The 24,870-nt window shown below is 64.0% G+C and carries 24 protein-coding genes; 11 read left to right on the top strand and 13 right to left on the bottom strand.

What is annotated here, in order from left to right:
• The first annotated feature begins 17 nt into the window (after positions 1-17).
• Entirely contained in the window at positions 18-533 is a 516-nt protein-coding gene (locus H5V43_RS19225) for an SDR family NAD(P)-dependent oxidoreductase (protein ID WP_025552003.1), read from the top strand.
• On the opposite strand, the gene H5V43_RS19220 is transcribed toward H5V43_RS19225, so the two are convergent.
• The gene (locus H5V43_RS19220) at positions 512-700 is read right to left on the bottom strand and encodes a hypothetical protein (protein ID WP_128830886.1); all 189 of its coding nucleotides are present in this window, start codon (positions 698-700) and stop codon (positions 512-514) included. The genes H5V43_RS19225 and H5V43_RS19220 overlap by 22 nt on opposite strands.
• Here H5V43_RS19220 and H5V43_RS19215 point away from each other — a divergent pair.
• Positions 699-1,673 (top strand): SDR family NAD(P)-dependent oxidoreductase, encoded by a 975-nt coding sequence (locus H5V43_RS19215; protein ID WP_025552002.1) that lies wholly within the window; start codon positions 699-701, stop codon positions 1,671-1,673. The genes H5V43_RS19220 and H5V43_RS19215 overlap by 2 nt on opposite strands.
• A 181-nt stretch (positions 1,674-1,854) precedes the next feature.
• On the opposite strand, the gene H5V43_RS19210 is transcribed toward H5V43_RS19215, so the two are convergent.
• The 7 genes from H5V43_RS19210 to H5V43_RS19180 form a co-directional block, all read right to left on the bottom strand.
• Entirely contained in the window at positions 1,855-2,376 is a 522-nt protein-coding gene (locus H5V43_RS19210; RefSeq protein WP_037484252.1) for a MarR family winged helix-turn-helix transcriptional regulator, read from the bottom strand.
• Positions 2,377-2,418: 42 nt separating this feature from the next.
• Positions 2,419-3,642: a cytochrome P450 gene (locus tag H5V43_RS19205; protein WP_025552000.1), complete on the bottom strand. Its 1,224-nt coding sequence runs from the start codon at positions 3,640-3,642 to the stop codon at positions 2,419-2,421.
• Positions 3,643-3,776: 134 nt separating this feature from the next.
• Positions 3,777-4,094, bottom strand: a complete 318-nt coding sequence (locus H5V43_RS19200; protein ID WP_025551998.1) for a 2Fe-2S iron-sulfur cluster-binding protein — start codon at positions 4,092-4,094, stop codon at positions 3,777-3,779.
• 21 nt (positions 4,095-4,115) lie between these two features.
• Positions 4,116-5,357: a cytochrome P450 gene (locus tag H5V43_RS19195; protein ID WP_025551996.1), complete on the bottom strand. Its 1,242-nt coding sequence runs from the start codon at positions 5,355-5,357 to the stop codon at positions 4,116-4,118.
• A 54-nt stretch (positions 5,358-5,411) separates the two neighbouring features.
• Positions 5,412-6,026 carry a TetR/AcrR family transcriptional regulator gene (locus H5V43_RS19190; protein WP_025551994.1) on the bottom strand — a complete coding sequence of 205 codons (615 nt, stop codon included), beginning with the start codon at positions 6,024-6,026 and terminating at the stop codon, positions 5,412-5,414.
• 43 nt (positions 6,027-6,069) lie between these two features.
• Complete coding sequence (locus tag H5V43_RS19185) at positions 6,070-7,665, bottom strand: GMC family oxidoreductase (protein ID WP_025551993.1); 1,596 nt, start codon at positions 7,663-7,665, stop codon at positions 6,070-6,072.
• Positions 7,662-8,798 carry an EstA family serine hydrolase gene (locus H5V43_RS19180; protein ID WP_025552203.1) on the bottom strand — a complete coding sequence of 379 codons (1,137 nt, stop codon included), beginning with the start codon at positions 8,796-8,798 and terminating at the stop codon, positions 7,662-7,664. Before H5V43_RS19180 ends, H5V43_RS19185 begins: the two co-directional genes overlap by 4 nt.
• A 90-nt stretch (positions 8,799-8,888) precedes the next feature.
• Here H5V43_RS19180 and H5V43_RS19175 point away from each other — a divergent pair, with 90 nt between their 5' ends.
• A complete protein-coding gene (locus H5V43_RS19175; protein WP_025552201.1) occupies positions 8,889-9,641 on the top strand; it encodes an enoyl-CoA hydratase/isomerase family protein in 753 nt (250 codons plus the stop codon).
• 45 nt (positions 9,642-9,686) lie between these two features.
• Here the strand turns inward: H5V43_RS19175 and H5V43_RS19170 are convergent, their stop codons facing one another.
• Both H5V43_RS19170 and H5V43_RS19165 read right to left on the bottom strand, forming a co-directional pair.
• A complete protein-coding gene (locus H5V43_RS19170; RefSeq protein ID WP_025552200.1) occupies positions 9,687-10,979 on the bottom strand; it encodes a cytochrome P450 in 1,293 nt (430 codons plus the stop codon).
• Positions 10,980-11,546: 567 nt separating this feature from the next.
• Positions 11,547-11,966: a recombinase family protein gene (locus H5V43_RS19165; RefSeq protein ID WP_444544591.1), complete on the bottom strand. Its 420-nt coding sequence runs from the start codon at positions 11,964-11,966 to the stop codon at positions 11,547-11,549.
• Positions 11,967-12,278: 312 nt separating this feature from the next.
• Between H5V43_RS19165 and H5V43_RS19160 the strand changes: the two genes are divergently transcribed.
• From H5V43_RS19160 to H5V43_RS19145, 4 genes are all read left to right on the top strand, one after another.
• The gene (locus H5V43_RS19160) at positions 12,279-15,248 is read left to right on the top strand and encodes a Tn3 family transposase (protein ID WP_193666820.1); all 2,970 of its coding nucleotides are present in this window, start codon (positions 12,279-12,281) and stop codon (positions 15,246-15,248) included.
• A 60-nt stretch (positions 15,249-15,308) separates the two neighbouring features.
• Positions 15,309-17,030, top strand: a complete 1,722-nt coding sequence (locus H5V43_RS19155) for an N-acyl-D-amino-acid deacylase family protein (RefSeq protein ID WP_193666897.1) — start codon at positions 15,309-15,311, stop codon at positions 17,028-17,030.
• Between the two features lie 68 nt (positions 17,031-17,098).
• Positions 17,099-17,647 (top strand): nuclear transport factor 2 family protein, encoded by a 549-nt coding sequence (locus H5V43_RS19150; protein WP_025550287.1) that lies wholly within the window; start codon positions 17,099-17,101, stop codon positions 17,645-17,647.
• Between the two features lie 65 nt (positions 17,648-17,712).
• Positions 17,713-18,396, top strand: a complete 684-nt coding sequence (locus tag H5V43_RS19145; RefSeq protein WP_025550285.1) for an SDR family NAD(P)-dependent oxidoreductase — start codon at positions 17,713-17,715, stop codon at positions 18,394-18,396.
• A gap of 57 nt (positions 18,397-18,453) precedes the next feature.
• On the opposite strand, the gene H5V43_RS19140 is transcribed toward H5V43_RS19145, so the two are convergent.
• Positions 18,454-19,632, bottom strand: coding sequence for an acetyl-CoA C-acyltransferase (locus tag H5V43_RS19140; protein ID WP_025550283.1), 1,179 nt, complete (start codon positions 19,630-19,632; stop codon positions 18,454-18,456).
• A 166-nt stretch (positions 19,633-19,798) separates the two neighbouring features.
• On the opposite strand from H5V43_RS19140, the gene H5V43_RS19135 reads away from it, so the two are divergent.
• The 3 genes from H5V43_RS19135 to H5V43_RS19125 are packed head-to-tail and all read left to right on the top strand — an operon-like array spanning position 19,799 to position 22,091.
• Entirely contained in the window at positions 19,799-20,569 is a 771-nt protein-coding gene (locus H5V43_RS19135) for an enoyl-CoA hydratase/isomerase family protein (protein WP_025550281.1), read from the top strand.
• 5 nt (positions 20,570-20,574) lie between these two features.
• A complete protein-coding gene (locus H5V43_RS19130) occupies positions 20,575-20,934 on the top strand; it encodes a Zn-ribbon domain-containing OB-fold protein (protein WP_025550280.1) in 360 nt (119 codons plus the stop codon).
• Positions 20,935-20,936: 2 nt separating this feature from the next.
• Positions 20,937-22,091 carry a thiolase gene (locus H5V43_RS19125; protein ID WP_025550279.1) on the top strand — a complete coding sequence of 385 codons (1,155 nt, stop codon included), beginning with the start codon at positions 20,937-20,939 and terminating at the stop codon, positions 22,089-22,091.
• A 28-nt stretch (positions 22,092-22,119) separates the two neighbouring features.
• Here H5V43_RS19125 and H5V43_RS19120 read toward each other — a convergent pair whose 3' ends face one another.
• Positions 22,120-22,755: a TetR/AcrR family transcriptional regulator gene (locus H5V43_RS19120; protein ID WP_025550277.1), complete on the bottom strand. Its 636-nt coding sequence runs from the start codon at positions 22,753-22,755 to the stop codon at positions 22,120-22,122.
• A 109-nt stretch (positions 22,756-22,864) separates the two neighbouring features.
• On the opposite strand from H5V43_RS19120, the gene H5V43_RS19115 reads away from it, so the two are divergent.
• Positions 22,865-23,725 carry a TauD/TfdA dioxygenase family protein gene (locus H5V43_RS19115; RefSeq protein ID WP_025550275.1) on the top strand — a complete coding sequence of 287 codons (861 nt, stop codon included), beginning with the start codon at positions 22,865-22,867 and terminating at the stop codon, positions 23,723-23,725.
• Positions 23,726-23,729: 4 nt separating this feature from the next.
• Here the strand turns inward: H5V43_RS19115 and H5V43_RS19110 are convergent, their stop codons facing one another.
• Positions 23,730-24,632: a LysR family transcriptional regulator gene (locus H5V43_RS19110; protein WP_025550273.1), complete on the bottom strand. Its 903-nt coding sequence runs from the start codon at positions 24,630-24,632 to the stop codon at positions 23,730-23,732.
• Positions 24,633-24,870 lie beyond the last annotated feature (238 nt).

Raw genomic sequence — 24,870 nt, 5'->3', positions numbered from 1 at the left:
CCGTGGGCACCTCTGCCATGCATTGGACGGAGGTGGACGAAGAGGGTTGGGAGGGTACCTATCAGCTCAACGCCATTGCCGCCGCGCGGATGATCCGGCGGCTTCTGCCCGCGATGCAGGCGAAAGGATGGGGCCGCATCATCAACATCGCCAGTGCCGCGGCCACGCAGCCCATCGCCTTCGGCCCGGATTATGGCGCGGCCAAGGCGGCCATGCTGAACATGACCGTCAGCCTGGCGAAGGCACTGGGACCCTGCGGCGTCACCGCGAACAGTGTCAGCCCCGGCATGATCCTCACTCCGGCAGTCGAGGCATGGCTCGGCAATCTCAAGCGGAACATGGGCTGGGGCGACATTTCCCTGGAGGAAGCAGAAGCCCGCGCCGCTCGCGAGTTGACGCCGATCCCCGTCGGCCGCATCGGCCGGGTCGAGGAGATCGCCCATGTCGTCTGCATGATCGCGAGCCCGCATGCCGGATACATGACCGGCGCCAATGTCCGCGTGGACGGCGGTCAGGTCCAGAGCGTAAACTGAGTACCCCTGACGCCTGTTTTCATCGAATAGCCGATCTTTCTTGCCCATGCTGGCGCCGGTCGGGCGAAGGGATAGGATCGCCCCGGCTGCCGCTCGCCATGGATGACCGCCTGTTTGCGCGTGACGAACGCATGGGCCGAAAGAGAATGGAAGAAGAGGATGGACATGACCGATTTGCGTTTCGACGGCCGCGTGGCGATCATCACCGGCGCAGGCAACGGTTTGGGCAAGGATTACGCGCTGGAGCTTGCCCGGCGCGGCGCGAAGGTCGTCGTGAACGATCTGGGAGGCAGCGGATCGGGGCAGGGGCAATCGCATAATGCGGCGGACCTGGTGGTCCAGGAAATTCGCGGCAAGGGCGGGGAAGCGGTCGCCAATTACGACAGCGTGTCGACGCGACAGGGAGGTGCGGCCATTGTCCAGACCGCGCTAGATGCCTTCGGCAAGGTCGACATCTGCATCAACAATGCAGGCTTCCTGCGCAATGGCCGGTTCGAAGATCTGACCGATGAGCAGATCGACGCGATCATCGACGTGCATCTGAAAGGGGCCATCTATGTCGCCCAGCCCGCCTATCGCGCAATGCGTCGAAACGGCTACGGCCGGTTCCTTTTCACCGGTTCGGCATCCGCCATGTTCGGCCACGCCTGGCAGGCCAATTACGCAGCGGCAAAGGGCGGCCTCATGGGCCTCAGCCATATCGTCGCCATCGAGGGATCGGCCTATGGCATCACGTCGAACCTGCTGCTGCCCACCGCGCAATCCCGGCTGGCAGCGGAAATGGACGCTGGTTTCATGGAAATCCCCGCCTTTGCGGAGGCGGTGCAAGGCGCCGATTACGCCGCGAGCGAGGGCCGCATCGAAGTGGCGTTCAATACGCCGCTGGCAGTCTATCTGGTCAGCGAACAATGCACTTCCACCCACGGCATCTATTCGCAGAATAGCGGCCGTTACGCGAAGGTGCGCATCTGCGCCGCCGATGGCTGGGTTGCGCCGATGGGGCCTATGCCGCCCAGCGTGGAGGATATTGCCGCTCACTGGGGCAGCGTCACGGACGATGCCATCGTTCATGAACCTCTGACCGTCTATGATGAATTCACCGCCGTCGCCAAAGCGGCGCGCCGCCAAGGCCTGATCTGACCGGAACATGCCTCGCGGTCGCTGGCGGACCGGGCATCGGGCTAAAGCATCGGGCGGAAAAGCCTGTTCTGAGCCTGTCGAAGGGCGAGAACCGGTTTTCCGCCCGAAAGGATGCGGAAACGGAATTTGGAGCGCGCGACCCGCGTCCGATTCAGTGCAGCGCGCTCCAGACCTGGCGGTGCTACAGCCCGCCGATGAATTCGCGGTCGAACCGCTGGTGCAGGTCGCCCAGCAGCCGGGACAAGGTCTGCCGGTCGGTGGGGCTGAGTTGGCGGAAGAAGCGGACCAGCTTCGACTGCGCGGCAATGTCGACAATGGCTCGCTCGATGAGCGCGCGTCCCGGCGGCGTCAGCGCCAGGTCGAAAACCCGTCGGTCCTCCGGGTTGCGCTGGCGCTTCAGCACGCCCGCCTTTTCCCGGCGCGCGATCCTGGTCGAGATCACGGCATTGGATATATGGAGGGTGGAGGCGAGATCGGTCGCCCGGTGCGGCATGTCCTGATCGATCGCCAGCGTGCCGAGAAGGTCGAGATCAGCGAAACTATATCCCAGCTTGCCCGCGATGCCGTCCAGATCGGTCGTGACCAGATGCCCGACCGTGAACAAATGCCAGAGCGGCCCGAAATGCTCGCTCTCCATCTCGGGCATGCGCTGTGCATAGAAGGAACGGCCGGCGTTGAGTTGGTCCAGAGGCTTGCGAGGCATGTTCGCGCTGCCCTCCACCGGCATGGAGCTATCGACGGCGGCTCAGGGCCAGCACAGGTCCAGACTGAGCACACCGTTGACCATGCCCGTCGCCAGTACCGGCTTCGTTCCCGGCTTGATGCGAAAATCCGGAATGCGGCTCAGCCATTCCTGGAGGAAAATGCGAATTTCCCGCCGCGCCAGCACTGCGCCCGGACAGGCATGGGCTCCGTTTCCGAACGCCGCGTGCACCGGCTTTTCACGGCTGAAATCCACCACCAGCGGATCTGCGTTCACCCGGTCGTCCGTACCGACCCAGAGATTGGCGGGCAATATGCGGTCGCCCGCCTGGAAATATACGCCCTTATATTCGAGGTTCTCGGTGATCACGCGGGACGTATTGGCCAGACCGTGACGACGAATCATCTCCTCAATCGCATGCTTGATGAAATCCTCATCATCCAGCCGCTCGACCAACTGACGGCGATGACCTGGATTCAGGGCCAGGAAACGGGCGATGAAACCAATCATGCCGGCCACGGTGTCGAGCCCGCCGAACAACACCAGCGTTGCGTAACTGACGGCCTCCATTTCGGAAATCCGACCTTCACCGACATTGACGTTGACCAGCTTGCTCAGCAAATCCTCTCCGGGATTGTCGCGACGGGCGCGAATTTCATCTATCAGATAACCGCCCATTTCCTGCTGCGCCTGCAACCGTATTTCGGCGGTGTGGCCGCGCACCGAACGTTCCGCGATCGGCAACAGGCGATGCTTGTCGGAGATCGGCAGATCGACCAGTTCCAGGAAGACGTGGATGGGGAGGATCTTGGCGAAATCCTCGATGAATTCGCATTCGCCCCGCGGCAGCACGCGCTCTATCGCCTCCACCGCGACATCGCGCACCTTGCTCTCCAGTTCGGAGACCACGGCAGGCATCAGCGACTGCATCAGCGGGCGCCGGTATCGCGCATGTTCGGGCGGGTCCATCTCCAGCGGGATCTGGCGCGGCGTGCCTTCCGGCATCGGGGGCAGGACGATGTGCTTGTGCGAGAAATGATGATAGTCGCGCTGCATCGCGATGATGTCGTCGCTGCGGGTTGCAACCCAGTGACCGCCATTATGGGGGGTCCAGAATATATCGGGATTGGCCTGCTGGATCGCGGCATAGGCCGCCTGCACATCCTCTGCCGACCCCGGAATATCGTAGATGTTGAAATCGCGCACCAGCGCGGCCGGTACATGGTCGGGACGCGGTGCCAGCTCGCCTTCAGCCACGCTTGTCATGTCAGCGCTCATTCTCTGTTTTCCCTCTCCGAAACTGTCTTGACCCAGGGGGCAGGCGAGGCAAGGGCCGCGCCTGCGCATGGGTCAGGATTTCACAGATGCGATGGATCGCGGCTCCCGCCGGTCGCCGCCTCTCAATCCTCCGGCGCAATCGCGATGCGCAGGCCGTCCAGCTCCGCCGTGAGAGGAATCTGGCAGGACAATCGCGAATATTCGTCGCGATGTTCGGAACTGTCCAGCAGGTCGCTTTCATCCTCGCTGACCGTCGGCAACAGCCTGAAGAAGGCCGGGTCGACCTTCACATGGCAGGTCGCGCAGGAACAGCATCCTCCGCAAAGCGCCAGCATCTCGTCGATCCCGGCATCGCGGATCGCTTCCATCAAGGACAGTCCGGTTTCGGCGGCAATTTCCCTTTCCGCGCCATCGCGGGTGGTGACGATCACATTTGGCATATTGGGTCCCCTGGATGAAGATCAGTCGCCGAAGCGGACATGGAGATGCCTGGGCACGCGCATCATCGAGCCGCGTATCTCGGGCCGCGGCTTGTCGGGGTCGAAGCGCAGATTGGGCAGATGATCCAGCACCGCATGCAGCGCGCGGGTCATCTCCACCCGCGCCAGATGCTGGCCGACGCAGATATGCGGTCCGCGCGAGAAGGAGAAGTGCGCCTTGCGCTCGCGGAAGATGTCGAACTTGTCGGGATCGGGGAAGATCGCCGGGTCGCGATTGGCGGCGCCCGCCACCACGTCGAGCAGCGATCCGGCCGGAATTTCGACGCCGCCGAGCACCACATCCTGCTTCGCCATGCGAAGCTGCACGGCGACGGGGCCGTCCCAGCGCAGCGCCTCCTCGATTGCGACGGGTATGAGCTTTCGATCCTCCCGGATGGCGTCGAGCTGGTCGGGATTTTCCAGCAGCGCGGTCAGCAGCACGCTGGTCCCGCGATAGGTGGTGTCGCCCGCCGCGTTCATCAATTGCCGCAGGAAGGAGATCAGCACCAGCGGCGGCAGATAATCGCCGTCCACTTCGGTATTGGCGAGCAGGCTGACCAGATCGTCGCCCGGATTGCGCCGCCGTTCGTCCACCAGCGCGGTGAAATATTCGCCCAGCTTGCGCGATGCCTCCTGCGCCTTGTCGATGTGCATATAGTCGGTCTGGCCAATGGCCAGCCGCTGGAAGGTGCGTACGTCCGATTCCGGGAGATCGAGCTGCTGATAGATCACCTCGAAAGGATAAAGCAGGGTGAATTGTTCGATGAGGTCGGCGCGGCCGGTGCCCATGAACCTGCCCATCAATTTATGAACCACCGGATCGACAATGGTTTCACCCCATGTTTTCACATATTGGGGCAGGAATATTTTCTGGAAGATCTTCCGCCAGCGGCCATGTTCGGGATTGTCCATGACGCTGATGCTGCCCTGGCCGAAGGTTTCCCCGATGTTGAACCTGTAGCCATGGTTGGAAAAGCGGTCGGTGTCGGTCAGGACCGTCAATATCTCGTCCGAACCGACGATCGTGAACATCTTGCGATCCGGGTAAGTGGCGGATTGCAGGCCCATTTTGGGGCGGTAATCGCCTTCCAGCACCGGGGTCTGCGCCCGCCATTTCGCGATCTTCGCATAGGGATCGAGCGTGTCCCCGAAATTGATGTCGTCCGCGCTGAACGGATCGTAGCTCGGATCGTCATATTCCTGAATTCTGACGGCGGGTTCCATGGCCGGAATCTCTCCTATGAAGCATATGCTACATAAGTCGGGCCAGTCGGGCTGTCAATCGATGGGCGGCCCCACCAGCGACTGGGCGATCAGTTGCTCCAGCACGTCCAACACGGCCTCACGGCCCGGCGGATCGGGGAAGAGCGCGTCGCGCAGGATCACGCTGGCGGCGATCATGCCGAAGCCCAGACGCACGCCGATGCCAAGGTCGAAGGGCGGATCGATCCCCGCCAGCGCATAGCGTTGACGGACCTGATCGACCGATTGCTGGAAAAAGGGCGCAAGGCCGCGCAGGCCCGGCGCCGCATCCTCGCCGCCGCTTGGCGGTCCGGCCAGCAGGGCGCGGAACATCGCCTCATTGCCTTCGAACAATTCATAGACCTGCCGGGTGAAGCGGCGCGTTTCCGCCTGCCTGGGGAATGGCGCGGTGGGATCGGGATGGAGTTCGACGAAGTCGGCCATCAGCGCGTCGAACGGCGCGATCACCACTTCATTGAACAGTCCCGCCTTGTCGCCATAATAGCGGAACAGCAGGGTTTCGCTGACGTCGGCCAGACGCGCGATCTCCCGCGTGGTGGTGCCGCCATAGCCGCGCTCCGCGAACAATTGCCGCGCTGCGTCGCAGATGCGCTGGACCACATCCTCGCGCGTGCGCCGCCGCCGCCGCATGCGCCCGCCATCTTCGGCGGAGGCGGTTTCGTCTGTCAGGATTTTAGCGATTGCGCCCCTCCAAGATAATGTCGGCCGCGTTCCATGCCGACGCCATGATCGGCCCGTTGGTATTGGCCGAAACCATCATAGGCATGATCGATCCATCCATGACGCGCAAGCCGTCGACACCCTTCACGCGCAGTTTTTCGTCCAGCACCGCATCGTCGAAATCGCCCATGCGGCAGGTGCCGCAGGCGTGATAGCCCGCCTGGCCGATCTGGCGGAAGGCCGAGAGGATTTCATCGTCGGTCCGGAGCGATCGGGTCGGCTCGCGCTCCCCCGCGATCATCGGCGCGATGGCGGGACGGGACATCCAGTCGCGCAGATAGCGGTGCATCGCGACCGTGACCGCGCAATCATAGGGATCGGTCAGATAGCCCGCGCGGATCTTCGCCGGGGCCATGGGATCGGCCGCCGTGATCCGCACGGACCCTTCGCTGCGCGAGCGCAACGGATAGCCGAACAGGGTGATGCTGTGCGCTGCATCCGCGACCATATTGCCCTTGGCGTCCGGCGCCGCGACGGCAGGGGAAAGCAATATCTCTATGTCGGGCGTCTCCGATTCCGGCAGCACGGTCGCGAAGGCGCCGACATTGCCGTAGCCCGCCGCCATCGGCCCGGTGCGGGTGAGATAATAGCGCAGCACATTGCCGACCAGTTTCAGGCCGGCCAGTTCCTTGTTCTGGCTGTGCGGAACAGCAAGGTCATAGACCATGGAGAGCAGGCGGTGTTCCAGCATATGTTCGCCCACGCCCGGACTGTCCGCCACGACGGGAATGCCCAGGTCGCGCAACAGTTCGGCCGCCCCGATGCCGGAGCGCTGGAGGATTTGCGGCGACATCAGCGCGCCCGCGCTGACGATGATGTCGCGGCCGCTGGCGAAGTCCCGGGCAACGCCGTTCACATGGGCGCGGACGCCGGTTGCGCGCTGGCCGGTGAACAAGACCCTGTCGACGATCGCGCCGGTGACGATGTGCAGATTGGATCGGCCCCGCGCCCGTTTCAGAAATGTCTGGGCCGCGCTCTGCCGCTTGCCCTTCCAGATGGTGCGCGGCGTATAGCCGACGCCTGCGCGACCCGACCGGTTGAGATCGTCGACGCGGGGCACGCCCATCTGCTCGCCCGCGGCGATGAAGGCTTCGGTCAGCGGGTCGCGCATCGGTTCCACCGAGATGCGCAGCGGCCCGTCGCCCCCGCGCAGCGCGTCGCCGCCCAGCTCATGCCCCTCCATCGCGCGGAAGGCCGCGCCGATCCGGTTCCATCCCCAGCCTTTCGCGCCCAGCGCTTCCCACCCGTCATAATCTTCGGGCTGGCCGCGGAAATACATCATGCCGTTGACGGAAGAGGAGCCGCCCAGCATCTTGCCGCGTATCCAGGTTTCGGCGGGAATGCCCTCATGCTCCTCGGTCTGGAAATACCAGACATGGCGGGGGTCGGTGTAGAGCTTTGCGGCGCCCCGCGGCATGTGGATGAAGGGGTTGCGGTCCTCCGGCCCCGCCTCCAGCAGCAGCACGCTGTTCGCCGGATTTTCCGACAGGCGGTCGGCCAGCACGCATCCGGCGGAGCCGCCGCCGACGATGATATAATCATAGGTCATCGGAGCGCCGCCCGGATGGCATCGCCAATGATGGTGCGGCTGTCTTCCGCAATATCGACCGTATCGAACATGCGGTTGTGGCAGATGCCGACCGCCAGCTTCAGGTCGGGGTCGGCCCAGCCGATATTGCCGCCCATGCCCGGATGGCACAGCGCCCGCATGTTGCGAGGGGCAGATACGGGCGGATTTTCCGCGCCGCCCAGCCAGAAGCCCGACCAGGCGATCGGCACCACCATGCCGAAGAAGACGGGATCGGCGTCCTCGAAATGCGGGCGCGGCGCGGCGAAGCTGGCGACGCGTTCCTCCGACAGCAGGCGGACGCCGTTGAACTGCCCGCCATTGGCCAGCATCGCCCAGAAACGGGCGTTGCTCCGCGCGTTGAAGATGCCGCCGACCGCCGGAATGCAGGCGCGGCGCACATAGGGGCGTTCGAACGGATCGGGCATCAGGTCGACGATCAGGGGCTGCGCCTCCCGCATCATATTATTGTCCGGGGCGACATAGACGGCGGCGGCGTCCAGCCTGGCGATGCGGGGTTCGACGGCATCGGCTATGCCCATCCACAGATCGGCGGCGCCCAGCGGGTCCGCTATCTCCTCCTTGATGAACTGGCCGAAGGGGCGGCGTTTCGGATCGGTCCGGCGCACCACTTCGCCCACCATCCAGCCGAAGGTCATCGACTGGTAGGAGGAACGGCTGCCGGCGGGATAGACCCCCTCCATCTCCGCGATGCGGCGGCACATCCAGTCCCAGTTGGTCATCAGTTCGGGCGTCACGTCGGGCGGCATGCGCAGCACGCCAGACACATGGGAAAGGACGTGGCGGAGGGTGACGTCGCCCTTTCCGGCCTGGGCGAATTCGGGCCAGTAGGCGGCGACGGGCGCATCATATTCGACCAGGCCCCGTTCGGCCTGGATATGCAGGGCGGTGGCGGTCACCGCCTTCGACACGGAATAGACGTTGAACAGCGTGTCGCCGTCGACCGGCCTGCCCGTGGCGGCATCGGCAAGGCCCGCCCAGCAGTCGACAATCTGTTCCTCGCCCAGCCAGGCGCTGACCTGAATGCCGATTTCCTTGCCCTCCGCGACAAGCTGGTCCAGCACGTTCTGAACCGCGTCGTTGACCTTCGTCATCCTTCCAATCGCCTTTCCTGCTTGCCATGGCGTCGGCGCCAGTTATCAAGTATGCACTTGATAGCACGGAAAAGGACGAGGGGAAGAGCGATGGGCGAGGCGTTCGACAATATCATAATGACGCAGGATGACGGGATCGTCGAATTGCGCATCCACCATCGCGGCGGCCCGGCCAAATGGGCGCTCTGGGGCGGGTTGCACAGGGAACTGGGCATCGCCTTCGCGCAGGTCGCCGCCGATCCCGACGCGCGCGTGCTGCTGATCACCGGCACGGGCGACAGCTTCTGCGCGGAGTTCGACATGGACTGCGACATGCCGCAGATGGGCGCGGCGACGTGGGACGTGATCTTCCGCGAGGGCAGGGCGCTGCTCAACAATCTGCTGGCGATCGAGATACCGGTGCTGGCGGCCGTCAACGGACCCGCCTTCATCCATGCGGAGATCGCGCTGCTGGCCGATGTCGTGCTGGCGGCCGAAGAGACCGTCTTTGCGGACAGGCCGCACGCGCTGGCCGGCGTGGTGCCGGGCGACGGCGTGCACAGCATCTGGCCGATGCTGCTGGGGCCGAACCGCGGCCGTTATTTCCTGATGACGGGGCAGGAGATCGGCGCGGCCGAAGCCCTGTCGCTGGGCCTGGTGGGGGAGGTGCTGTCGCCCGAAGCCCTGATGCCCCGCGCGTGGGAACTGGCCCGCACGATTGCCGCGCGACCCGCCATTGCCAACCGCTATACCCGCATGCTGCTTACGCGTGAGATCAAGGGGCGGCTGGCCGCGGAACTGGATCAGGGACTGGCCATGGAGGGCATGGCGATCCTTGCGGGGATGCAGGGACAGGCGCGATGATCGCCGCACCGTGTCCATCGCCATTCAGTGCACGAAAAGAGGTGATCAGTCCCAGGCGACAGGCAGTTGGCGTTGTCCCCAATAGATCCAGCTATCGATCCGCTCGGGACTTCCCGTCAGACGCAGATCGGGCAGGCGTTCGACCAGCTTCCGCAAGCCGACCTGCGCCTCCAGGCGGGCGATGGGCGCCCCCAGGCAGAAATGAACGCCATAGCCGAAGGACAAATGCCGCTTCACCTGGTTGAGCGGCCGATCCATGATGAAGCTGTCGGGATCGGGGAAGATGTCCGGATCGCGATTGGCCCCCATCATCGAGAACATGAGCTTGCTGCGTTCGGGCAGCTCCGCGCCATGCATCTGTACCGGGCACAGGCTGGTGCGGAAATGGGAATTGATCGGCGGATCGAAGCGCAGGCTTTCCTCGATCACATTTTCCACCAGATGCGGCTCGGCCTTCAACCGCTCCCACCGTTCGGGGGCTTCCAGCAGCCGCCAGACCACATTGGTGAGCAGGCTGGTGGTCGTTTCCTGCCCTCCGGTCAATAGCGCGGTGCAGATCTGGAACAATTCCATGTCGTTGAAGCGCCTACCCTCCACGCGGCTGACGAGACCGAGCGAGATATAGTCGAACGGCAGCACCGTTCCCCAATGTTCATGGGTCGGTTCATCGATGCCCGCGTCGCGCAACAATTGCCTGCGCGCTTCGATCAGGCCCATGAAATGTGGCTGGATTTCCGCGATGAGCGTCTGTTCGGCGTTCGGATTCCTGTCGTTGAACAGCAGCGACTGCAATTCATCCGCCCAGCGCTTGTAATCGGCATGGAGCGCTTGGTCGGCTCCCAGCATGAAACACATGGTCCGGGCAGGCAGCGGGAGGCAGAAGAGATCGTGGAAATTGCCCTGCTTGTCCGCCCGACTTTCCAGTCCGGAGACCAGATCTTCCGCAATCGTCTCCACCTCCGGCAGATAATAGCGCATGCGGGCCGGCGTCATCCCCCTGCGCAGGGCGGCGATATATTCGAGGTGGAAGGGGGGATCGGTCAATATCCCGAAATCGCTGAACGCTTCCCAATCCATGGGTGCATCGCCCCATTTGAACGACCATATGGGATTGTCGGACAGGATCTTGTCGCGAATTTCCTTGTAATCGCTGGTGATGTAGAACTGATATTCCTCTCCCTTATAGTGATAAAAGGGACATTGGGCGGCAAGCGCCGAATAGGCGGGGCCAGGATTGCGGATCGTTTCCGGGTCCAAAGGATCGAAGACATGATCGACCGCAGTCTTCAGCCGCCGTTCCTTGGGCTCCTGTGTCTTCGCCCTGGTGATTTCAGTCATCCCATCCTCCGTCATGATGCCGGACGGAAGCATAAGGGGTGCTGTTCCGGGATTGAACGAAAAGTCCTTTAGGGGCCTAACTATCGGTGGAGTCCTCCGGGCGGGCATTGGTGGGACAGCGCTTAGTCCTTGTGTCGAGGATAGCGGCCCATCATCAGGTAAACGCAGCCCGCCGCCATGAAGCTGGGCAGGACGAACAGGCTGGAAGCGGCCGCAATTTGATTTAACATAAGATATATTATCGTACTTTCGTGGATTTTGGCGTTGCTTCCTTCCTCCTCCATCGGCCGTGCAGGTATCGCTTATCTGAAATGTGGCGCGGTGCGGGACGAGACGGCTTGGCACATGGGCGGCCATAAGTCAGGCTTCCGTGCTGACAGGATGCAATGGCCGCGATGCAGGCTTTGCGATCGAACTGCTCAATCAGATCACAGGCCCGAAGGCCAAGTTGAGAGGAAGCATTCATGCCCGACTATGATCTCATCATCCGGGGGGGTAGCATATAGGCGTCACCTCAAGGTTTGTGCGCCAGACAACGATTTGCCGGACATTGTGGGAACATAGGCGTCAGGCCGCGACGCGGAGATACTGGTATAGGGTTTCACGGCTGATCCCCAGGTCGCGGGCGATGGTGGCCTTACGTTCGCCGGCGGCAATACGGCGGAGTAGCTCGGCGACCTTATCGTCAGAGAGGGACCGTTTCCGTCCGCGATAAGCGCCGCGTTGCCTGGCAAGCGCAATTCCTTCGCGCTGCCGTTCCCGGATCAAGGCACGCTCAAATTCGGCGAACGCGCCCATGACCGAAAGCATCAGATTGGCCATGGGGGAATCCTCGCCGGAAAAGGCAAGGCTCTCCTTCACGAACTCGATGCGGATGCCTCTCTTCGTGAGAGACTGGACCAGCTTGCGCAGATCGTCGAGATTGCGCGCCAGTCTATCCATGCTGTGCACCAGGACGGTATCGCCCTCACGGGCGAAGGCGAGCATGGCGTCGAGCTGGGGCCGATTGACGTCCTTGCCCGATGCTTTGTCGGTAAAGACCCGGTGAGCGACTGACCTTCCAACTGGCGATCGACATTCTGATCGAATGTGCTCACCCGGATGTACCCGATCCTTTGACCTTTCATCGTCACCCCCGGCCAATCTGTCAGGTTGAAATCTATAATACGACGAGACAGGCGTCAACAAATGCTTGTCTCAACCCTATCCTGACAGAAATTGCTGCGCTTTCCTGACGTCCGGTTAGGCTATATTCCAGATTGACGCTAGCCTGCTGCCCAGGAGTCGGCGGGAGGCAGTATGGCGCGGCGGCGATTATTGACCGGGGAAGAACGGCGACGCCTGTTCGATGCGCCCCATGACGAAACTGCGATCGTCAGCCACTATACGCTTGCCGTCGAGGATCTCGACCTGATCGGCCGCCGTCATCGCTCCCCTAATCGTCTCGGCCTGGCAGTGCAGATTGCATTGATGCGGCATCCCGGTTTCGGCTTACAGCCGGCTATCGGCGTCCCGGATGCCATCCTTCATTACCTCGCTGCCCAGATATTTGTCGAAGCGGAGGTTTTCGCCGATTATAGTCAGCGTCCCCAGACGCGTAACGATCATGCCGACATCGCCGCACGGCACCTCGGGTTACGCCCTTTCCGGCGAGGGGATATTCCGCTAGCGCTTGATCTTGCCGCGGAGGCGGCCGACCGGACCGATCGGGGCGAACCAATCGTTCGCGCATTGATGGAGGGATTGAAGCGGGAACGATTCATTCTCCCATCGGCTGACACGCTCGAACGTGCCGGTCTCGCAGGCAGGGCGCGCGCACGCAAAGCCGCGGCAGCCACCATCGTTGCAAGCCTGAGCCACGCCGAACTGGCCCGCATCGACGATTTGATCGCCAACAGCAGCGACTTCGGCATGACGCCGCTGGCATGGCTGCGCAATTTCGAGGAGGCGCCGACGACAGCCAATATCAACGGCCTGCTGGAACGGCTGCGCTATGTGCGCGAGATCGGCATCGACCCCGCGATCGGTGCCAGAATCCCCGATTTCCGGTTAGCGCAATTCATGCGCGAAGGTGGCGCGGCGCCGGCATTTCTGCTTTCCGACTATAGTCTCGGCAGGCGACGCGCGACCTTGGTCGCGGCTGTGATCGATCTCGAGGTCCGGCTCGCCGATGCGGCGATCCAGATGTTCGATAGGCTTGTCGGGAGCCTATTCACCCGCGCGCGGCGCGGCCGTGAAAGGCGCTATCAGGACAGCATCCGCTCGGTCGGCGAACTCATGCGGTTGTTTGGCGCCACGATCGCGGCGCTGGGAGAGGCGGTCGAGCATGGCGGCAATCCGCTGGAACTGATCGACGAGGCAGTGGGCTGGCACAGGCTGGTCGCGGCAAAGGCGCAGGTCGATGCCTTGGCCGACTTGGCGGGGGAGGATGCCCTTGTCGCTGCAACCGGGCGTTATGCGACGTTGCGGCGGTTCAGCCCGGCTTTTCTCGACGCATTCACGTTCAAAGCAACGGGAAGCGGGTCGCAACTGGTCAAAGCCATCGATATCATCCGCGATGCCAATGCGCGTAAAACGCGCAGCCTGCCCGATGACGTTCCCCTGCCATTTGCCAACCGGCAGTGGAAACACCTCATCACCGAGGGCGGCCAGGTCGACCGCCGGCGCTATGAGACAGCGGTCATGGCCACGCTGCGCGATCGGTTGCGCGCGGGCGACATTTGGGTCGAAGGAACCCGCAATTATCGTCGCTTCTACGCCTATCTGCTAAGTCGGCGCGAGGCCAGTAAGATGGCCGACAGCCTGCCATTCCAGACCGATGCAGCCGCCTATCTGGAGGAGCGGGCGAGGACGCTTGATTGGCGGCTGCGCCGTTTCGCCAAGCAGCTCAAGGCGAACAGGCTAGTGGGCGTGGCGATCGAGCGCGACCGGCTCAAGCTGCAACCGATGCAAGCGATCACGCCGCCCGAGGCGGAGGCCCTCGATCGCAGGCTCGACGCGCTGCTACCGCGCGTGCGGATCACCGAACTCTTGGTCGAGGTGGCCGAGCGCACCGGGTTTCTGAGCGCGTTTCGCGATCTTCGTTCCGGCAAGGAGCATGACAACCCGCATGCTATCCTTGCGGCCATCCTGGCCGATGGATCGAATCTGGGCCTTGAGCGGATGGCCAATGCCAGTGACGGAGTGAGCTACGCCCAGCTTGCCTGGACACATAACTGGTATCTGTCGCCCGACAACTACCAGGCCGCGTTGGCCATGATCGTTGCCGCACACCATGATCTTTCGTTCACGCGCCATTGGGGCGCCGGCACCAGCTCATCCTCCGATGGGCAGTTCTTCCGCACCGGCCGCAGTCGATCGGCGGCGGCCGACATCAATGCAAAATATGGCGGCGAGCCGGGCCTGAAGATCTACTCCCACCTGTCCGACCATTTCGCCTCGTTCGGATCGCGGATCATGTCGGCCACTGCCGGCGAAGCCCCCTATGTGCTCGACGGCCTGATGCTGGGTGCCGGTGCGCTGCCGCTGCATGAACATTACACCGATACCGGCGGCGCGACAGATCATGTCTTTGCCCTTTGCCATCTTCTCGGCTTCCGTTTCGTGCCCCGTCTGCGCGACATTGCGGACAGGAAACTCGGCTCCATCGCCGTGCCCTCGACCTACAAGGGCATCGAAAGCCTCATGGGGCGCACGATCAAGACCGCGGCGATCGAAGCCGATTGGGATGACATCGTCAGGATCGTCGCCTCTATCAAGGAGGGAGCCGTCGCGCCCTCCGCGATCCTGCGCAAGCTGGCCGCTTACAAACGCCAGAACAGGCTGGATTTCGCGCTGGCCGAACTCGGCCGCATCGAGCGGACGCTGTTCACGATCGACTGGCTGGAGCAGCCCGACTTACGCCGGGCCTGCCAGGCCGGCCTCAACAAGGGGGAAGCACGCCATACCCTCGCCGCCGCCATCTACACCAACCGGCAGGGTCGGTTCACGGACCGGTCGATCGAGAACCAGGAATATCGGGCATCGGGTTTGAACCTGCTGATCGCGGCGATAGCATATTGGAATACCATCTATCTGGACAGGGCCGCCCAGCACCTCACAACATCCGGCGTCCTTTTCGATGACGCGCTCCTCGCCCACCTTTCCCCAATGGGCTGGGCGCATATCAGCTTGACCGGAGACTATCTCTGGCAACGGGCAAAACCGCTCGCCCCCGGCGAATTCCGCGCCCTCAACGATCCCATGGCGCGCCTCAAACGCGTGGCATAGCCTTTGTTCTCATTATGTCCGCCAAATCGTTGTCTGGCGCACAAACCTTGAGGTGACGCCATATATGACGGCAGCGGCGGAGAGCCGTTCGTTGCGGATGTCGCCGTCAGGGACGGGTTGATCGCGGCGGTGGGCGATGTCCGGGGCGTCGCGCGGGAAGAGATCGACGCCGCCGGCCGCATCGTCACGCCGGGTTTCGTCGACGTGCATACCCATTATGACGGGCAGATCACCTGGGAGAACAGGTTGGCCCCCTCCTCCGATCACGGTGTGACGACGGTGGTCATGGGCAATTGCGGCGTCGGCTTCGCTCCCTCGCGTCCCGAGCACCGCAGGTTGATGATCAAGCTGATGGAAGGCGTAGAGGACATTCCCGAAGTCGTCATGGCCGAAGGCGTGCCGTTCAACTGGGAAACCTTCCCCGAATATCTGGATGCGCTGGAGAAGCGCGAAAGCGACATCGATTTCGCCGCGCAATTGCCTCATAGTCCTCTGCGCGTCTATGTGATGGGCGAACGCGGCGCCAATCTGGAACCGCCGACGCCAGAGGATCTGGCGGAAATGCGCCGCCTTACTGCGGAGGCGATCCACGCCGGCGCCCTGGGCGTCACCACGTCGCGCAGCTATGCGCACCAGTTCCGCGACGGTCGCCCCGCCCCTTCGGTCAAGAGCGAGGACCAGGAAGTGCTGGCGCTGGCCGAGGGCCTGCGCGACGCCGGCAAAGGCGTGTTCCAGATGGTGCCCAGCTATGACGTGACGGCGGCCGAGCGCATGGACCTGCTGGACGACATTGCGCGGACGTCGGGCCGCCCGGTTTCCTTCACCTTCATGCAGACGCCCAAGGGCGAAGGCGACTGGCAGGAAATGGTCGCCCGGCTGGAGGCCTCCAAGCAGCAAGGTCTGGAAGTGCGCGGCCAGATCATTCCGCGTCCGACCGGCGCGCTGCTGGGCCTTGAACTGTCCATGCACCCCTTCTCCTTCAACCCCAGCTTCCGCGCTATCGAGCATCTGCCGCTGGAGGAGAAGGTGGAACGGATGCGCGATCCGGAGTTCCGCAAGAAGCTGATCGCGGAGGAGCCGGACGATCCGCAGGCCTTCTTCGTCTATGTCATCTCCGATCTCGACGCCATGTTCGTGCTCGGCAATCCGCCGAACTACAATCCCCGCAGCGACGAGAGCATCGGCGCCCGAGCCCGCGCCATGGGCGTCGATCCCAAGGAATTGATCTATGACGCGCTGCTCCAGCGCGACGGGCGGGAAGTGCTCTATCGTCCTCTCGGCAATTCGGAAGGCGAGAAGTTCGAAAGCTCCGGCCGCAACCTGGTGAAGAACGACAGGACCTTTCCGGCGCTGGGGGATGGCGGCGCGCATTACAGCATGATCTGCGACGCCGCCTATACCACCTACTTCCTGACCTATTGGGTGCGCGACGCCAAGGGCGACAGGAAGGTCGACCTGCCCTACGCCGTGCGCAAGCTGACCTATGAGCCGGCCCATGCCGTCGGTCTGCACGACCGCGGCCTGATCAGGCCGGGGTACAAGGCGGACCTCAACATCATCGACATGGAAAGGCTGCATCTCTACGCCCCGCATGTCGTCTATAATCTGCCAACGGGCGGCCGCCGCCTGCAACAGCGCGCGGACGGTTATGACGCGACGATCGTGAGCGGCGTGGTCACCTATCGCAACGGCCGCTCCACGGGCGCGCTGCCCGGCCGCCTCGTGCGCGGGGGCAAGGAAGCGCCGGAAACCGCGCCCGAAAAGAGCCTGCAACCGGCCTGAGGGATCAGGGCGGGCGAAGCGGACCGCCGCTTCGTTCGCCCATGCACCGACAGCGCAAAGGGATTGCCATGACCGAACTTACGCCCGACCTCATCGCCTTCCTTCAGGAGATGAAGGACCGCACCGCCATCCACGACTGCCTGCTGCGCTATACGCGCGGCGTCGACCGGCACGACCGCGAACTGATGCTGTCGGCCTATTGGCCCGACGCTTTCGACGATCATGGCGTTGCGGAAGGCTATGCCGCCGATTTCGTCGACTGGGCGATCGGATGGCATGGCGAATTCCAGACCAGGCATCATCACGCGATCAGCAACCACACGGTCGAGATCGACGGCGACACGGCGCATGGGGAAACCTATTATACTTTCTGGGGCGAGAATAAGGGCGCACCGCCCCAGCTCAGCTTCGGCCGCTATGTGGACCGGTTCGAAAGGCGCAACAGCGAGTGGCGCATTGCCGACAGGGTCTGCGTCAATGAAATGACGGCGACGCTGACGGCGGCCGAAATTCCCGACGAATGGAAGGCGCGCATCTTCAGCACAGGCCCCAACCGGCGCGACAAGAGCGACATCTCCTATGTCCGGCCGCTGGTGCGCAAGGCCGCGGCGGGCTGATTTGCCCGCTCCACTTGCCGAATATATGGATATGACAGGTTCAACATCTGACCAGAGGATATTGCATGACCGCACGAACTGTCGTCGTCACCGGCGCTTTCGGGATATTGGGCGGCGCCGTCGCTTCTGCCTTCGCGGCAGCAGGAGACAGGGTGGCGCGGGTCGATTACGCCCCTGCCCCGGCGGAGACTCCGGCGGGCTGCTTCGACATGGGCGGCGTCGATCTGACCGACTTCTCCGCAACGCAGAAGCTGGTGGCGGACATCGTGGAAGCGCTGGGATCGATCGACGTGCTGGTCAATGTCGCGGGCGGCTTCATATGGGAGACGCTGGCGGATGGAGGCAGCGCGACATGGAACCGCATGTTCGCGATGAACGCCACCACCTGCGTCAACATGACCAAGGCGGCTCTGCCGGAACTGGAGAAGGCGGCGCAAGCCCGCATCGTCAACATCGGCGCGGTGGGCGCCGTCGTCGCCGCAGCGGGCATGGGCGGCTATGCCGCATCGAAAATGGCCGTGCATAAATTGACCGAGAGCCTGGCGGCCGAACTGGCGGGCAAGGACATCACGGTGAACGCGATCCTGCCCAGCATTATCGACACGCCGACCAATCGCGCCGACATGCCGGATGCCGACTTCAGCCAATGGGTGCAACCGGGCGCGATTGCCGAGGTCATCCAGTTCCTTGCATCGCCGGCGGCACGCGCCGTCAGTGGAGCGCTGATTCCGGTGACGAAGGGCGGTTGAACGTCCCCGCCCTGCCGCAAAGGAAGCGGCAAGCGGGCGCGATCGCCCGCCTGGCCGTCAAATGATTTCGAACAGCGCGGCGGCGCCCATGCCGCCGCCGATGCACATGGTGACGACGGCGTTCTTCGCGCCCAGCCGCTTGCCGGCCAGCAGGGCATGGCCGGTCATGCGCGATCCGGTCATGCCGAAGGGGTGGCCGATCGAAATGGCGCCGCCGTCGACATTGACCCTGGCCCGGTCGATGCCCAGCCGGTCGATGCAGTAGAGCGCCTGGCTGGCATAAGCCTCGTTCAGTTCCCAAATGTCGATGTCGGATACCGAAAGCCCGGCCCGGTCGAGCAGCTTCGGCACGGCGAAGACCGGCCCGATGCCCATTTCGTCCGGCTCGCATCCAGCCACCTGCATGCCCTTGTAGAGACCCAGGATCGGCAGACCGCGCCGCGCCGCTTCGTCCGCATCCATGATGATGCAGGCGCTGGAGCCGTCCGACAACTGGCTGCAATTGCCCGCCGTCACCGAACCGCCTTCGAACAAGGGCTTCAGCTTGGCGAGCCCCTCCATGTCCGTGCCGGGCCGGTTGCATTCGTCCTGCGTCAGCGTGACCTTTTCCTGACCCGTGACGGCCAGCGCCTTGTCCACGACATTCTTCGTCGTGGCGACCGGCACGATCTCCTCGTCGAACCAGCCTTTGTCCTGGGCTTTCGCGGTGCGAGACTGGCTCGTCACGGCGAATGCATCCTGCGCTTCGCGGCTGATGCCGTAGCGGCGGGCCACGATGTCGCCGGTCAGGTTCATCGCCATGTAGATTTCGGGCTTATGGTCCAGCAGCCATTCGTCCTTGCTGCGAAATAGGTTGCGATGCGGGTCGACCAGGCTGACGGTTTCCACGCCGCCGGCCACATAGACGCCCCCCTCCCCGCTGCGGATGCGCTGCGCGGCGATGGCGATGGTCTGGAGGCCGGAGGAGCATTTTCGATCCAGCGTCATGCCGCACACGCTGATCGGCAGGCCCGCGCGCAACGCAGCCTGGCGCGCGACGTTGGAACCCACAGCGCCTTCGCACCGCGCCGATCCCAGCAGGACGTCATCGATCTCCGCCGGATCGATTCCGGCACGTTCCACGGCGGCGCGGATGGAGTGCGCCGCCAGCGTCGCGCCATGGATATTGTTGAGAGCGCCCCGGTGCGCCTTACCGATCGGCGTGCGTGCGGTGGCGACGATGGCCGCATCCTTCATGCTTCGAAATCTCCCGTCAGAAGCTGGGGCGCAGATAGGGGCTGATGGCGCGGCTTTCCATAAAGGCGCTTGCCTCATCACGTCTTTGATGAAGCCGCGCGCCATTCTTGACCCGGACCATGCCGGTCCACAAAGCAGGTGTGACAAGAAACAGGGAGCGCTCCCCATGACCATCATCGTCGAAAAGCAGGGTCAGGTCGCGATCGTGACGCTTGACCGCCCGCAGACCAAGAATGCGATTACCCAGGAGATGCGCGGCCAGCTATATGGCGCGTTCGAGGACATCGCGATGGATCAGGACGTGCGCGCGGTCATCCTGACCGGAGCAGGTGGCGACTTCTGTTCGGGCATGGACGTGTCGGGCATGCGCAAGGGCGGCGTCACCGGATCGATGGACCGGATGTACACGCTCAACCGCATCGCGAAGGCCATATATTCGCTCAAGAAGCCGACCATTGCAGCCGTGCCGGGCATATGCGTGGGTGTGGGCTTTTCCTACGCGCTGGCCTGCGACATCGTGCTGGCGGGCGAACAGGCCCGCTTTGCCGCGATATTCCGCAACATCGCATTGGCGCCCGATGGCGGCCTTGTCTGGCACCTGCGCCAGTCGCTGGGCGTGCAGAAGGCCAAGGAACTGGTCTATTCGGGTCGCATCATCCGTGCCGACGAAGCGGTGGCCATGGGCATCGCTTATGAGAAGGTCGCCCAGGATGCACTGATGGACCGGGCGATGGAGCTGGCGGAAAGCTTCGCGTCCGGCCCCAGCATCGCCATGGGCATGGCAAAGCGCCAGTTCGATCTGAGCTGGAACAACGGGTTCGAGCAATATCTGGAGCTGGAGGCCGCGATCCAGCCGCTGATGAGCCGCACCGAAGACCATGAGGAAGGCCTGGCCGCCTTCCGCGAAAAGCGCAAGCCGCTGTTCCGGGGCGAGTGACGCGGATGCTCCAGCCCGAAGCGGAATGGCGCGCGCATCTGGCCGAGGGTCGTTTCATGATCCAGCGCAGCCGGTCGACCGGCGGCCATGTTTTCTACCCCCGCGTCATGGAGCCGGGCACGGGCGCGGAGGATCTGGAATGGGTGAGCGCATCCGGGGCTGGAACGGTGCATGCCGTCACCATCGTGCGCAAGAAGGACCCGGCCGACAGCTACAGCGTCGTTCTGGTCGACCTGGCCGAAGGACCGCGCCTCATGAGCCGCGTCGATGGCGTGCCGGTCGATGACATCCATATCGGCATGGCCGTCAGGGCCAGCATCATCCAGGAGGGGGACAAGCCTTTGCTCGTCTTCGTGCCCGCATGAGCATGGGCAATGGATTTCCGCGCGGGCGCGCCGCGATCGTGGGCGCGTCGACCTATGGCATCGGCCAATGCCCCGGCCTGTCCGCCGTGGACATGGCGGCGAAGGCCGCGCTGCTGGCGCTGGCCGATGCGGGCATTGCCCTGTCGGAAGTGGATGCGCTCTACACCTCCGCGCCCTATGAGGCGCTGGGCGGCATGGAACTGGCCGAATATCTGGGCCTGACGCCGAAGGTCACCGACTGCAACCGCACCGGAGGCTCCGCTTTCGAGGTCTATGTGCAGCAGGCGGCGCTCGCGCTGGAGGCGGGGCTGATCGACTGCGCGCTGATCGCCTATGGCTCCAACCCGGCGAGCAACCCGCCGCCCGGCGTCGGCATGACGCGCCAGAGCCCGTGGGAAGCGCCGTACAAGCCGCTCGCTCCCCTCTCCTCCTATGCGCTGGCGGCGAGCCGGCACATGCATCTCTACGGCACCACCCGCGAGCAACTGGCCGAAGTGGCGGTGGCGGCGCGGCAATGGGCGCAACTGAATCCGGAGGCGGCGGTGCGCGATCCGCTGAGCGTCGAGGATGTGCTGAAGGCGCGGATGGTGTCCGATCCGCTGACCGTGCGCGATTGCTGCCTGTTCAACGACGGCGCGGCCGCCGTGGTGATGGTGCGCGCCGACCGGGCGAAGGATTGCGCCAGGGCGCCGGTCCATGTGCTGGGCGCGGCCCATGCCGTCACCCATCGCGAAATCAGCTCCATGCCCGACCTCACCGTGACGGGGGCGGCGATTTCGGGTCCGCAGGCCTTTGCGCAGGCCGGGGTCAAGCCCGCCGACATGGACGTGGCGATGCTCTATGATGCGTTCACCATCACGCCCATCCTGTTCCTGGAGGATCTGGGTTTCTGCCCCAAGGGGGAAGGCGGACGCTTCGTCTCGGGCGGCCATGTCGCGCCGGGCGGCGGGTTGGCGCTCAACACCAATGGCGGCGGCCTGTCCTGCGTGCATCCGGGCATGTATGGCCTGTTCCTGCTGGTGGAAGCCACGCGCCAGCTTCGCGGCGAATGCGGCGAACGGCAGGTCGGGAACGCCCGCCTTGCCGTCGCGCATGGCAATGGCGGCGTGTTGTCGAGCGAAGCGACGGTCGTGCTGGGAACCGCCGAAACCGTATAGCATGGCGGAATGGGCGCCCTGCCCTCCTTCAGGCGGGTGCGCTCAACACCAGCCGCGCCAGTTTCTCGACATCGGTGAGCAGCGTCTCCATCTCCAGCGCGGGCTGCTCCTCGCCAAAGCCATGCTTGTCGAACAGCGCCACCGCATTCCACATCATCGCCCCCGCCAGCGCGATGCGGGCCCGGCCCAGTTGCGGCGGCAGCCAGGCCAGCGCGGCGTGCAACCGCTCCAGCAGGGCCGCGATGCTGGGCGCGCCCGGCCGCGGGATGCGCGCATCGAACGGATCGCTGAGCAGACCCGCCGCGCTCATGTGCATCATGAACCGGATATGGGCGTGCGGCGTCTGTTCATCGTCGAGGAGGAAATAGGGCCGCATCATGCAGCGCCAGGCGGTGAAGGCGTCAACATCCTCCAGCGAGGGACCGCTTTTCCGGATCATCCGTGCGCGCTCCGCCTCCGTATCCCGGAGCCGCATGTCGATGACGGCGCGCAGCAGTTCCTCCACGCTGCCGAAATGATAGCTGACGGCGGCGGTGTTCTTCTGCCCGGCGGCAATCGCGACAGCGCGCAGCGTCGCCACGCCGATCCCCGATTGCGCCACCAATGTCTCTGCCGCGAGGCAAAGCTGCCGGCGGGTGGTTTCGCTGCGGGAAGAGGAGGCCATGGCGATGCTTGTAGCTGGCCCGCAAAGGATGGCCAGACCTCATATTAAAGCATTTGCTTTATTTTTGTTGGAGCCTATGATGCCTCCCAGGAAATTGAGAGGATTCCCCATGATCATCAGCGCCATGCCCGGTCCCTTCGGCGCCATCGTCGAAGGCGTCGACCTTTCCGTCCCCCAGAGCGACGAGACCTTGCGCGCCTTGATCGCGGCGCTGCACGAACATCAAATTCTCGCGATACGCGGGCAGCGGCTGACCGATGCGGACTATGTCGCCTTTGGCCATCAATGGGGCGACCCGCTGATGTTCCACCTGCCGTCGCACAGGAAGGATGACTTTCCGGAGATGATCCGGATCACCAATGCCGCCGCCACGCCCGAGCGCTATCGCGACGGCGCCAAATTCTGGCATCAGGACAGCAGCTATGAAGCGGTGCCCGCCAGCGTGACCATGCTCTATGGTGTGGAAACGCCCGATGAAGGCGGCGAAACGCTGATCGCCAGCACGGTCATGGCCTATGATGCGCTGGACGAGGACATGAAGGCCAGGATCGACGGGCTCACCGGATTGCACTGCCTGGGCGGGTCCCCGGCCCTGCCGGGTGAGAAGATCCCCTTCATTCCGGAAAATACCGCACGGCACGGCATTGTTTCGCATCCGTTGGTGATGCGTCATCCGGTGTCGGGACGAAAGGCGCTCTATCTGTCCGGTTCGGCCTTCGGCGCGGAGGGGCTGGACGTTGACGAGGGGCGCGCGCTGATCGACCGGTTGCGCGCCCATTGCACGCAGCCCCGGTTCGTCACGCGCTACAAGGTCGAGGCCGGCGACATCTTCCTGTGGGACAATTTCCAGGTGCTGCACAGCGCCACGCCGATCGAATATTCCGACGAACCCGGCAAGCGGCGGCTGCTCTACCGGATCAGCACCAAGGGCACGCCCGCGCTGTGCAGGCCGGCCGATCTGGCGGCCTGACGGATCAGCCGGGGTCGAGGCGCCAGTCGATCCGCTCCGTCAGGAAGGCGAGCGCGGCCTGCACATGCGGCAGGGCGATACGATCCGGGGCGCCCATCAGCACGACAGGCAGCCGGGGCCAGTTCGCTTCCGGCAGCAGCGGGATCAGGCGACCGGCGCGGATATGGTCGCGGGCCAGCATTTCCAGCGTCTGGCCGACGCCCAGACCGGCGAGGGTTGCGGACAATATCGCCGCGCCGTCGTTGAATGTGAAGGCCGTCGGCGGTCGCACGCGGACGGTGCGGTCGCCGTGCCGCAATTGAAGCGGATTGCCGCCCGGCATTTCCACGCTGGCATAGAGTATGGCGCGATGCTGAGTCAGGTCATCGGCTTCCGACGGCTGGCCGTGCTGTGCGATATAGTCAGGCGATGCCAGGCAGATCAGCCTTGTCGTGCCGAGCGTCAGGGTCTTCCATCCCGTGGGCGGCGCTTCGCCCGCGCGGATGACCAGGTCGAAGCCGTCGACGCGAAAGAAAGTCCCTCGATCGCCTAGCGTCAGGTCGAGGATCAGCTGCGGATGGGCCCGTTGGAATTCGGCCAGTGCTGGCATGACGAACGCCTGCCCCATGGAGGCCGGGGCATCCAGCCGCACGCGTCCCGCTATGCCTGCCCCCGGCCGCACCGCCATGTCGGCCGTGGCCACGGCGTCCAGCGCAGCCTGCGCATAGGTCAGATAATGGCCCCCTTCGGCGGTCAGGTCGACGCGGCGCGTCGAGCGGTTGAACAGCCGCACGCCCAGATGTTCCTCCAGCCGCCTGACATGCAGGGTGACCATGGGCGTCGAGATGTTGAGGCGCAGCGCGGCGCGGGTGAAGGAACCGGCCTCAGCCACGGCGACGAAGGCCTCCATCGCGGTCAGTCGATCCATCTTCTGCTCCTGCCGCGGTCAGCAACGGTCCAGAGCCGCAGGCGGACCGGAATAGGGAAATGCGAGGAAGCGTTCGGCAAGGCTGTGGAAGTTCCGGATGGTCGAGCCGTGCATCCTACATCGGAATGCCGCGCGGCATAGGCTTCCTCCCCATCTCATCGGCCTTTTGATGTCTGCCGCGGCGTCCTTGCCGCATTGCATGCAACCCTGCAACAACATGAGCTGGAGAGGAGTCCTG

Origin of the sequence: Sphingobium fuliginis, from assembly GCF_015074805.1 — a bacterium.
Lineage (GTDB): Bacteria > Pseudomonadota > Alphaproteobacteria > Sphingomonadales > Sphingomonadaceae > Sphingobium > Sphingobium fuliginis.
Note: the sequence above shows the minus strand (reverse complement) of the source record. Positions and strands in the feature narration are given on the sequence as shown.

Excerpts from the sequence above, each read along its gene's own strand:
- H5V43_RS19185 (WP_025551993.1), bottom strand. The coding sequence starts at position 7,665 with ATGACCTATGATTATATCATCGTCGGCGGCGGCTCCGCCGGATGCGTG.
- H5V43_RS19150 (WP_025550287.1), top strand. The coding sequence starts at position 17,099 with ATGACCGAACTTACGCCCGACCTCATCGCCTTCCTTCAGGAGATGAAG.
- H5V43_RS19130 (WP_025550280.1), top strand. The coding sequence starts at position 20,575 with ATGCTCCAGCCCGAAGCGGAATGGCGCGCGCATCTGGCCGAGGGTCGT.
- H5V43_RS19190 (WP_025551994.1), bottom strand. The coding sequence starts at position 6,026 with ATGCGGCGGCGGCGGCGCACGCGCGAGGATGTGGTCCAGCGCATCTGC.
- H5V43_RS19205 (WP_025552000.1), bottom strand. The coding sequence starts at position 3,642 with ATGACAAGCGTGGCTGAAGGCGAGCTGGCACCGCGTCCCGACCATGTA.
- H5V43_RS19210 (WP_037484252.1), bottom strand. The coding sequence starts at position 2,376 with ATGCCTCGCAAGCCTCTGGACCAACTCAACGCCGGCCGTTCCTTCTAT.
- H5V43_RS19125 (WP_025550279.1), top strand. The coding sequence starts at position 20,937 with ATGGGCAATGGATTTCCGCGCGGGCGCGCCGCGATCGTGGGCGCGTCG.
- H5V43_RS19110 (WP_025550273.1), bottom strand. The coding sequence starts at position 24,632 with ATGGATCGACTGACCGCGATGGAGGCCTTCGTCGCCGTGGCTGAGGCC.
- H5V43_RS19215 (WP_025552002.1), top strand. The coding sequence starts at position 699 with ATGACCGATTTGCGTTTCGACGGCCGCGTGGCGATCATCACCGGCGCA.
- H5V43_RS19115 (WP_025550275.1), top strand. The coding sequence starts at position 22,865 with ATGATCATCAGCGCCATGCCCGGTCCCTTCGGCGCCATCGTCGAAGGC.
- H5V43_RS19135 (WP_025550281.1), top strand. The coding sequence starts at position 19,799 with ATGACCATCATCGTCGAAAAGCAGGGTCAGGTCGCGATCGTGACGCTT.
- H5V43_RS19180 (WP_025552203.1), bottom strand. The coding sequence starts at position 8,798 with ATGACGAAGGTCAACGACGCGGTTCAGAACGTGCTGGACCAGCTTGTC.
- H5V43_RS19140 (WP_025550283.1), bottom strand. The coding sequence starts at position 19,632 with ATGAAGGATGCGGCCATCGTCGCCACCGCACGCACGCCGATCGGTAAG.
- H5V43_RS19160 (WP_193666820.1), top strand. The coding sequence starts at position 12,279 with ATGGCGCGGCGGCGATTATTGACCGGGGAAGAACGGCGACGCCTGTTC.
- H5V43_RS19120 (WP_025550277.1), bottom strand. The coding sequence starts at position 22,755 with ATGGCCTCCTCTTCCCGCAGCGAAACCACCCGCCGGCAGCTTTGCCTC.
- H5V43_RS19220 (WP_128830886.1), bottom strand. The coding sequence starts at position 700 with ATGTCCATCCTCTTCTTCCATTCTCTTTCGGCCCATGCGTTCGTCACG.
- H5V43_RS19145 (WP_025550285.1), top strand. The coding sequence starts at position 17,713 with ATGACCGCACGAACTGTCGTCGTCACCGGCGCTTTCGGGATATTGGGC.
- H5V43_RS19165 (WP_444544591.1), bottom strand. The coding sequence starts at position 11,966 with ATGCTCGCCTTCGCCCGTGAGGGCGATACCGTCCTGGTGCACAGCATG.
- H5V43_RS19170 (WP_025552200.1), bottom strand. The coding sequence starts at position 10,979 with ATGACTGAAATCACCAGGGCGAAGACACAGGAGCCCAAGGAACGGCGG.
- H5V43_RS19225 (WP_025552003.1), top strand. The coding sequence starts at position 18 with ATGCATTGGACGGAGGTGGACGAAGAGGGTTGGGAGGGTACCTATCAG.
- H5V43_RS19200 (WP_025551998.1), bottom strand. The coding sequence starts at position 4,094 with ATGCCAAATGTGATCGTCACCACCCGCGATGGCGCGGAAAGGGAAATT.
- H5V43_RS19195 (WP_025551996.1), bottom strand. The coding sequence starts at position 5,357 with ATGGAACCCGCCGTCAGAATTCAGGAATATGACGATCCGAGCTACGAT.
- H5V43_RS19175 (WP_025552201.1), top strand. The coding sequence starts at position 8,889 with ATGGGCGAGGCGTTCGACAATATCATAATGACGCAGGATGACGGGATC.